Below are 7,750 nucleotides of genomic sequence, written 5' to 3' on the forward strand. Positions count from 1 at the left end.
CCCCCGACGGGACCGGCCGGTGCGCCGCGCCCGTCCTCAGCCGGTCGGTGCCGCCGGGGCCCCGGCGCCGCGCCCCGCCTTGACGGCGTTCACCATCGCCTGGTGGACCGCCCGGGCGGTGGCCTCGTCGGCGGCCGGAACGGGGCTGCCGGCCACCGAGTACCAGTCCAGCGCTCCCGTGTACTGCACCGTGAGCCGCGCCTCGCCGTCCACCCAGGTGGTGTGCACCGTGAGGTCGCCCGATATCGGGCCGACCTCGGCGGTGGTCACCCCGCCGGGCCCGCTGATGATCGACTGGGTGGTCCAGGTCGCCCACGAGGCCCGCGGATCGGCCGGGGGCTCCACCCGCGCCGCCCCGCCCGGCCCGCCGGTCCGGACCGGTTCCTGTCCTGCCGTGCCCTGCTGCTGTTCGGTCATGCGCCCATCCTCCCCACCGGTCCGCCGCCGCTCGGGCCGCGGAACCGGCGGTCGCGGAGGCCGCCCGGGGGACGGGCGGCCTCGTGGCAGATCTTCCGTCGGAGCGGTCGGGAACGGATCAGCCGACCGTCCCCGGCTCCTCGGGAGCCTCGCCCTCCGCCTGCGAGGTCTCCTGTGCGTGCAGGTTCTGCATCGAGGTGATGCCCTCCTCGGGGTCGGCGGCGCGGACGTCCTCGTCCCGCTCGCTGCTCACCTCGGAGCGTGCGCTCATGTCGGTCATCGCGGGCTCCGTCTCCTCGGCCGGCCGGGGCGTCCGGGCCCGCCGCGGTGCGCCGCGGGAACGGACGGCCACCGGACCGGTGGTCTCCTTCGCCCCTCCAGCGTGCCTCCGCGCCCCCGCCACGGCCAACCGGGCCGCCGGCTGCCCCTGTCGCGCCCGCCCCCGCCGGGCGCCGCCGCGGGCGCTCACCAGGTGACCGGCAGCGACCCCAGCCCGTAGATCAGCGCCTCGGTCCGGAAGCTCAGCTCCTCCTCCGGCACCGCGAGGCGCAGCCCCGGCAGCCGGCGGAACAGCGTGCCCAGCGCGATCTGCAGCTCGGCCCGGGCCAGCGGCTGCCCCAGGCACTGGTGCACGCCGAAGCCGAACGCGAGGTGCCGCCGCGCCTCCCGGCCGAGGTCGACCTCGTCGACGCCCGGGTGTCCCTCGGCGGCGAACAGCCCGCCGTCCCGGTTGGCCGTCGACAGCATCGCCATCACCCCGTCCCCGGCCCGGATCAGGGTGCCGCCCAGCTCGACGTCCTCCACCGCCAGCCGGGGCACCCCGGTGTGCACGATGGTGAGCAGCCGCAGCAGCTCCTCGACCGCCCCGGGCACCGCCGCCGGGTCGGCCAGCCGGGCGGCCTGCTCCGGGTGGCGCAGCAGCAGCGCGGTGGAGAGCCCGATCATGTTGGCGGTGGTCTCGTGCCCGGCGACCAGCAGCAGCACGCCGGTCGACGCGATCTCGCGCAGGGTGAGGTCGTCGCGGGCGGCCAGCCGGCTGATGATGTCGTCGCCCGGTTCGGCGCGCTTCCGTTCGGCGAGATCGCTCAGGTAGCCGAGGAGCTCCTGCTGCGCCCGGGCGACCTCCCGGTCGTCCACGTCGGTGGCGAGCAGGGTCCGGCTGTTCGCCTGGAACGCCTCCCGGTCCGCGTAGGGGACGCCGAGCAGGAGGCAGATCACCAGCGAGGGCACCGGCAGCGCGAAGTGGGCGACCAGGTCGGCCGGCCCGCCGCCGGCGGTCATCCGGTCCAGTGCCTCGTCCACGATCTGCTGGATCCCGGGGCGCATCGCCTCGACCCGCTTGATCAGGAAGTCGCCGGTGACCATGCGGCGCAACCGGGCGTGCTCCGGGTCGTCGAGGCGCAGGAAGGAGGGGTTGGCGGCGACGAGCTCGCGGCGCCCCTCGGTCAGGAAGGGGAACTCGGGCCGGCGGGCGTCGGCGCTGAACCGGCGGTCCGACAGCACGGTGCGGACCTCCGGGTAGCCGGTGACCAGCCAGCAGGGGGTGCCGTCCGGGAGCTCCGCGCGGCTGACCGGGCCGCCGTTCGCGGCGTCGGTGTAGGCGGGCGGCGGCGCGAACGGGCAGGCCGTGTCGTGCCGGGCCGGGATCGAAGTGACGGGGGCGATGGAAGTGCTCAAGATGGTCTCCTCGCGTGACAGGTGGTGCCTGTGGCCGGCGGTGGGAGACGGCGGGCGGGCAGCGGCCCCGGGCGGTCGCTAGACGGTGGCGCCGGCCCCGTCGTCCTCGGTGACGGTGATCGCGCCGCCCGGGCAGAGCTCGGCGGCGAGGCGTGCGTCGGCGGACCGGGCCGCCGGAACGACGCTCACCAGGGCTCTCACCAGACCGTCGCGGTCGTCCTGCTCGAAGACCTCCGGAGCCGTCATGACGCACTGGCCGGAGCTGCAGCAGCGGTCCCGCTCGACGTTCACCTGCATGTCGGACACCTCTCAGTGATGTGGCACGGGATCGCCCGGGCCGTGCCGCCCTCCGCTGTCGTGGCCAAGCTAACCCCGCCTCCTGTCGCACACGAAGAGTGCACGGCCACCTCGCGAAGAATGGCCGATTTGCCTCTGGTCGTGAACGACTGTGAGATTAATGAAGTTTGATCATTCGTCAGACAGACTGTCCGGAGTCGTCCGGTGCACGGGGGTCTGGTCGTCCGGGAGCGGCCGGTCGTCCTGTGGCCGTCCTGTGACCGTCCGGCGGGCGGCCCTGCGGCCTGCTCGGGCGGATCCGGCCCGTCCCGGCGCCTGTCGCGGCGCCCGCCCCGGCGCCCGCCCCGGCGCCCGGCTCAGGCCGGCTCGGTGCGGCCGAGGCCCTCGGCGGCGGCGATCTCCCGGACGGTGGCGACGGTGTCCGCCTCCGCCGCGCCCTTGTCGGGCCGGTGGCGCAGCACCCGGGCGAACCGCAGCGCCAGCCCCGCCGGGTAGCGGGGGCTGCGCTGCACCCCGTCGAAGGCGATCTCCACGACCAGTTCCGGCCGCACCCGCACGGTCCACGCGTCCCGTTCGACCTCCCGGGCCAGCAGCTCCTCGGTCTGCTGGGCGAGCATCTCGTCGGTGAGTCCCTTGAAGGTCTTGCCGAGCATCACCCACGGGCCGAGCCCCGGCTCGCCGCCCGCCCGCGCGGCGAGGTGCAGATTGCTCAGGAAGCCGCGCCGCCGCCCGCTGCCCCACTCGGCGGCCACCACGACCAGGTCCAGCGTGTGGCGCGGCTTGACCTTGATCCAGCCGGATCCGCGCCGCCCCGCCCGGTAGCCGGCCGCCGGGTCCTTCACCAGCACGCCCTCGTGGCCGTGCGCGAGGGCCGACCGGAAGAACGCCAGCGCCTCCTTCCGGTCCGAGGTCCCGGTGCGGGGCACCCGCAGGCCGGCCGGGACGGTCTCGGCCAGCGCGGCCCAGCGCTCCCGCCCCGGCCGGTCCACCAGCTCCTCGCCGTCCCGGTGCAGCAGGTCGAAGACCGACACGCTGAGCGGGACCTCGGCGCGCAGCCGCCCGGGATCCGAGCGGGCCGCGGTGCGGGCGGCGGTCTCCTGGAAGGGCCGCGGACGGCCGTCCGGCCCCAGCGCGAGGGCCTCGCCGTCCAGCACCGCCGAACGCACCGGCAGCGCGAGCGCGGCCTCCACCACCTCGGGCACCCGGGCGGTGATGTCGTCCAGCGAACGGGTGAAGACACCGACGTCCCGGCCGTCCCGGTGCACCTGCACCCGGATGCCGTCCAGCTTCCACTCCAGCGCGGCCGGCCCGGTGAACCGCTCCAGGGCCGTCGCGACGTCCGGCGCCGAGGCCGCCAGCATCGGCCGCACGGGCCGGCCCACCTCCAGCCGGAACGCGGCCAGCGCGGTCTCCCCGCCGGTCAGCGCCGCCGCCGCGACCGCCCGCGCCGAACCGCGGAACATCAGCGCCCGGCGCACCGCCGCCGCCGGCACCCCGGCGGCCTGCGCGACCGCGTCGGCGACCACCGCGTCCAGCGCCCCCTGGCGCAGCTCGCCGACCAGGACGGCGCGCAGGAACGCCTGCTCCACGTCGGTGGCCCGCCCGAACAGCGCGACCAGCAGCCGGCGCCGCTCCGCCCGGGCGCCGGCCCCGTGCACGGCGGCGATCTCCTCCAGGGCCCGCTCCGTCTCCCGCACCCCGAGGCCCGGTTCGGCGGCGGGCGGCGGCAGCTCGCGCAGCGCGGCCGGGCCGAGCCCGGTGCGCAGCCGCTGCGACTCGCCGGAGAGCAGCGCCACGGCCGCCGGCGCCTCCTGCGGGCCGAGCGCCCGCAGCCCGTCGGCCAGCAGCCCGGTCTTGGCCCGGCGGCCCGGCTCGGCCGCCACGGCACGTGAGGTCAGGGCCAGCCGGTGGAGCAGCATCGCGGGGTCTCCTCGGACGCACGAGGTCCCGGGCCGGTGGCGGCGGTCCGGAGCCGGCGCGCCGCCGTCGGCGGGACGGGCATCCAGGATCGGCGATCCGGCCCCCTCCCGCCCGCCGGACCGGGGCGCCGACCGCCGACGCCCGGCCGGATGGGAGACGGGGCGCCGCGCCGATCGGACGCGTCGACGGGTGCGCGCGGACCGGTCGGCGGCGGGTGCCCCGGTGGGTGCCTTGTCAGGGAAGTCCCGAACGACCGGCACGAGATCGGCGGCCCCTCGGCAACCGGTCCCGAGTCGCCTGCTGATCGACTCAACCGGCATCCACGGCGTCGGCGGTGGAACGCTGAACCAGGTTGAACCGAGGAAGCAGGCGTTCGACTTCTTCCGCGCCGGTTCCGAGGTAGGTGCCGTCGTTCGCCGCGGTGTCCTCGATGCAGACCTCGTCCGCCAGGAAGGAAGTGAGATGAGCGAACCTGGGGGCGAGTTCCGTCAACACGTCCAGCGGTTCGTCCTCGCAGTACTCCTCTTCGATCACCAGGTGCTGGATGCGCAGGTGCTCAAGCTGTGGAAGAAGCGGCGAGTTCGCGAGGACGAGAAAATCGGTGGCCTCTTCCGGGTCGAAGTCCGCTTTTCCCAGGTCGAGATTCCTGAGCTTCGGGAAACGCTGCGGCGTGAGTTCGTCGAGGACGTCGTTCAGGATGTGAACGCCGTGCACGCTCTCGCGGACATCGACTTCCAGCGAGACAAGATTCGGTGTCGCGGACGGAAACATGGACCTGGTGAACGTGTTCCCCCGCATCCGCAGCCGGGTGAGGGTTCCGTGCTCGACGTCATTGAAGAGGAAACCCCCTTCGAGTTCCAGCGTACGCAGTGCGGGAAGCGACCTCCACAGCGTCTCACCTGCCTCTGCGGACACCACGCCTGTGCACATGTGATCCTCGGGGTCCGTCACCTTGCCCGCCGACGTCTCACTCGGTTCGCCGAGGTAGGTGAAGTCATAGCCGTAGTACATGCGTTCCAGCCGGGGGCGGGGGCGGCCGGCAAGTGAGACCGCGGAGTGTTCGCCGGAGTGGTGGTAGTCGGTGAGGTGCAGTTCGAGTGTGCGCAGCCGGTGGGTGGCGGGGTGGGCGAGGAGGGCGTCGATCAGTGCGCTTTCCCACTGTTCGGGGTCGGCCGGGTCGATGGTCACGGTGCGGGGGCGGTCCGTCAGGAGCCGTTCCACCAGGTTCCGGCGTTGCGGCCGGGTGTCTTCGGCGAGGCGGAAGCATGCCTCGTCGATGAAGCCGCGGGACCAGGTGAACCGCCAGGAGCCGTCCTCCCGCAGCCCGTCCAGTCCCAGTTGCCGTTCCACCTCCGCGTACGCCGCGGTCGGGCGGGACGGGTCCGCGTCGCCGTGCTCGCGGTGGTGTTCCTGCCGGATGGCCTCTCCCCGCAGATCACCCTCCCGGGTCAGCAGGTCCGCGTAGGCGAGCCATGCCTCCCAGTCGTCCGACTCCGGAACGGCTGTGGTACCGAAAAGGCTCATGTCGAGGATTCTCCGGGCCGGTGGTGGAAGAGATGAAAGAAAGGGGTGGCTGGTGCACCGCTGGTTCCGCGGCGAGTCCGCGGAACCTCGGGGGCGCATCGTCGATCATCGGCACCATGGATGCCCCCTCCGAAACCGGCCCGCCCCACACGCACGTGCACCACGAAGCCAGTGATCAGTTACGTGGTTCCACCTGTGCCGCCCCGTTCCCGGGGGCTCGGCCGTGGGCCACATCGTACTCCAGCCGGAGATCTTGGTCACGACCGTTGGACGGCCTGCCGCCCGTGGTGGTCGGCGCGGGGAGGGCCGGTCGAGTCGGCCGCGGGAGGCGGCGGGGCCGGGCTCCACGGTCCTGTTCCGCTGTCGGTGGGTCCGGCCGATGGCCTGCGGGGTGGGGCGCCACGGTTCCTCCGTCCGCCCGCCGGGGCGGCGGGCGTGCCGGTGGAGCGGCCGGGTCGCCCCTCGGAGCGGGGCGGGGTCCGCGTGTCGGCGTCTCCGCTGTGCCGGGGGCCGTGGGGCGGGCGCACCGCGGCATGTCCGTGGGCGCCGCCCGGGCGGGCCGCGCCCCGGTCGTGGGCGGATGCGGCATCATGGCTCAGCGCCGCCCCGCGGCCCCGCAGCGCCGTCGGCTCCGGCCGGAAACCCCGTTTCGGAAATCCGTTCGCACATTTCTGTTATCCACCCACCGCCCGTCGGTCTCCCAGGTGTCGGCACTCGTCCGTCGGACCCTCCCGACGGACCCGACGGACCCGAACTCAGGAAGCGTGCGCAGGTGAACAGCGAAGACCGGACCACCATCCTTCCCGCGACCGGCCGCCCCGGCGGCGGGCGCTCGGCCCGGCGTGCCGCGGAACGGCGGCGCGGCCCCGGCAGACGGCGCCGGCGCGGCGGGGTGGGGCCGGTGGTGGCCGTGGTCGCGGCCGTCGCCGGGACGGGCGTGATCGCCGCGCTGACCGGTGCGGGGTACGCCGTCTACCGGGGCGACGAGGCGCCCGACTCCGGGGCGCGGGCCGTCTCCTACGAGCCGGTGATCGCCGCGGAGGCCGGCGACCGGAACGGCATCCAGGTGCCCGGTGCGGGCATCGGCGACCTCCCGCCGGTGCCGGCCGCGACCGACGAGGCGCGCGGAGCCGCGGCGGGGACCGAGCCCACGGGCACTGCGGCCGCCCCGGCCACGCCCACGGCCCCGGCCACCACCCCGGGCCGGGGCGCCACGCCCGCCACGCCGTCCAGTGCGTCCCGCGGCCAGGCCGCGACCGAGGCCCCCGAGGCCCCCGGGGCGCCCGGGGCGCCCGGAGCGCCGGGCGCACCGGGCGTTCCCACCACCGGGCCCACCGCCCCGGAGAAGCCGTCGGCGCCCCCGTCGTCCCAGGCCTCCGCCACCGCCAGGCCCGGCACGACCGCCCCGCGCGCCGGTGGCACCAACCCGGGCGGGTCGTCGAACGGCTCCTTCGCCCAGCAGGTGGTGGAACTGGTCAACGCCCAGCGCTCGCAGGCCGGTTGCGGACCGCTCACGGCGGACTCCCGGCTGAACGCCGCCGCCCTGGTCCACAGCGACGACATGGCCGACCGAGGCTTCTTCGACCACGCCAGCCCGGAGGGCAGGCACGCCGACCAGCGGATCGAGGCGGCCGGCTACCGCTGGAGCACCTGGGGCGAGAACATCGCGCGCGGTCAGAAGGACCCGGCCGCCGTGATGGAGTCGTGGATGAACAGCCCCGGTCACCGGGCCAACATCCTCAACTGCTCCTTCAAGCAGATCGGCGTGGGCGTCCGGACCGGCTCGGGCGGCCCCTGGTGGACGCAGGTCTTCGCCTCGCCGTCCTGACCGGACGTCGGCCTTTCCGGTCGCCGTCCTGACCGGGGAACGGTCCCCGGACGGTTCGCCGGGTGGCCGGGCCCGCCGGGTCCGGCC

Annotated in this window: 7 protein-coding genes; 1 reads left to right on the forward strand and 6 read right to left on the reverse strand. The window is 75.1% G+C overall.

What is annotated here, in order from left to right:
- Positions 1-36: 36 nt before the first annotated feature.
- The 6 genes from ACFCX4_RS32620 to ACFCX4_RS32645 form a co-directional block, all read right to left on the reverse strand.
- Positions 37-345 carry a hypothetical protein gene (locus ACFCX4_RS32620; protein ID WP_376150457.1) on the reverse strand — a complete coding sequence of 103 codons (309 nt, stop codon included), beginning with the start codon at positions 343-345 and terminating at the stop codon, positions 37-39.
- 190 nt (positions 346-535) lie between these two features.
- Positions 536-697, reverse strand: a complete 162-nt coding sequence (locus ACFCX4_RS32625; protein ID WP_376150449.1) for a hypothetical protein — start codon at positions 695-697, stop codon at positions 536-538.
- 185 nt (positions 698-882) lie between these two features.
- The gene (locus tag ACFCX4_RS32630) at positions 883-2,097 is read right to left on the reverse strand and encodes a cytochrome P450 (RefSeq protein ID WP_376150459.1); all 1,215 of its coding nucleotides are present in this window, start codon (positions 2,095-2,097) and stop codon (positions 883-885) included.
- 75 nt (positions 2,098-2,172) lie between these two features.
- Positions 2,173-2,391, reverse strand: a complete 219-nt coding sequence (locus ACFCX4_RS32635; RefSeq protein ID WP_376150461.1) for a ferredoxin — start codon at positions 2,389-2,391, stop codon at positions 2,173-2,175.
- 356 nt (positions 2,392-2,747) lie between these two features.
- Positions 2,748-4,310: an ATP-dependent DNA ligase gene (locus ACFCX4_RS32640; RefSeq protein WP_376150451.1), complete on the reverse strand. Its 1,563-nt coding sequence runs from the start codon at positions 4,308-4,310 to the stop codon at positions 2,748-2,750.
- Between the two features lie 310 nt (positions 4,311-4,620).
- Positions 4,621-5,835 (reverse strand): hypothetical protein, encoded by a 1,215-nt coding sequence (locus tag ACFCX4_RS32645; RefSeq protein WP_376150453.1) that lies wholly within the window; start codon positions 5,833-5,835, stop codon positions 4,621-4,623.
- Positions 5,836-6,607: 772 nt separating this feature from the next.
- Between ACFCX4_RS32645 and ACFCX4_RS32650 the strand changes: the two genes are divergently transcribed.
- Positions 6,608-7,663, forward strand: coding sequence for a CAP domain-containing protein (locus tag ACFCX4_RS32650; RefSeq protein WP_376150455.1), 1,056 nt, complete (start codon positions 6,608-6,610; stop codon positions 7,661-7,663).
- Positions 7,664-7,750: the final 87 nt, after the last annotated feature.

The organism is Kitasatospora sp. NPDC056327, from assembly GCF_042261735.1.
Lineage (GTDB): Bacteria > Actinomycetota > Actinomycetes > Streptomycetales > Streptomycetaceae > Kitasatospora.

What these genes read in the sequence shown, in the direction of transcription:
- ACFCX4_RS32625 (WP_376150449.1), bottom strand. Translation starts at nt 697, where the DNA reads ATGACCGACATGAGCGCACGCTCCGAGGTGAGCAGCGAGCGGGACGAG.
- ACFCX4_RS32635 (WP_376150461.1), bottom strand. Translation starts at nt 2,391, where the DNA reads ATGCAGGTGAACGTCGAGCGGGACCGCTGCTGCAGCTCCGGCCAGTGC.
- ACFCX4_RS32640 (WP_376150451.1), bottom strand. Translation starts at nt 4,310, where the DNA reads ATGCTGCTCCACCGGCTGGCCCTGACCTCACGTGCCGTGGCGGCCGAG.
- ACFCX4_RS32645 (WP_376150453.1), bottom strand. Translation starts at nt 5,835, where the DNA reads ATGAGCCTTTTCGGTACCACAGCCGTTCCGGAGTCGGACGACTGGGAG.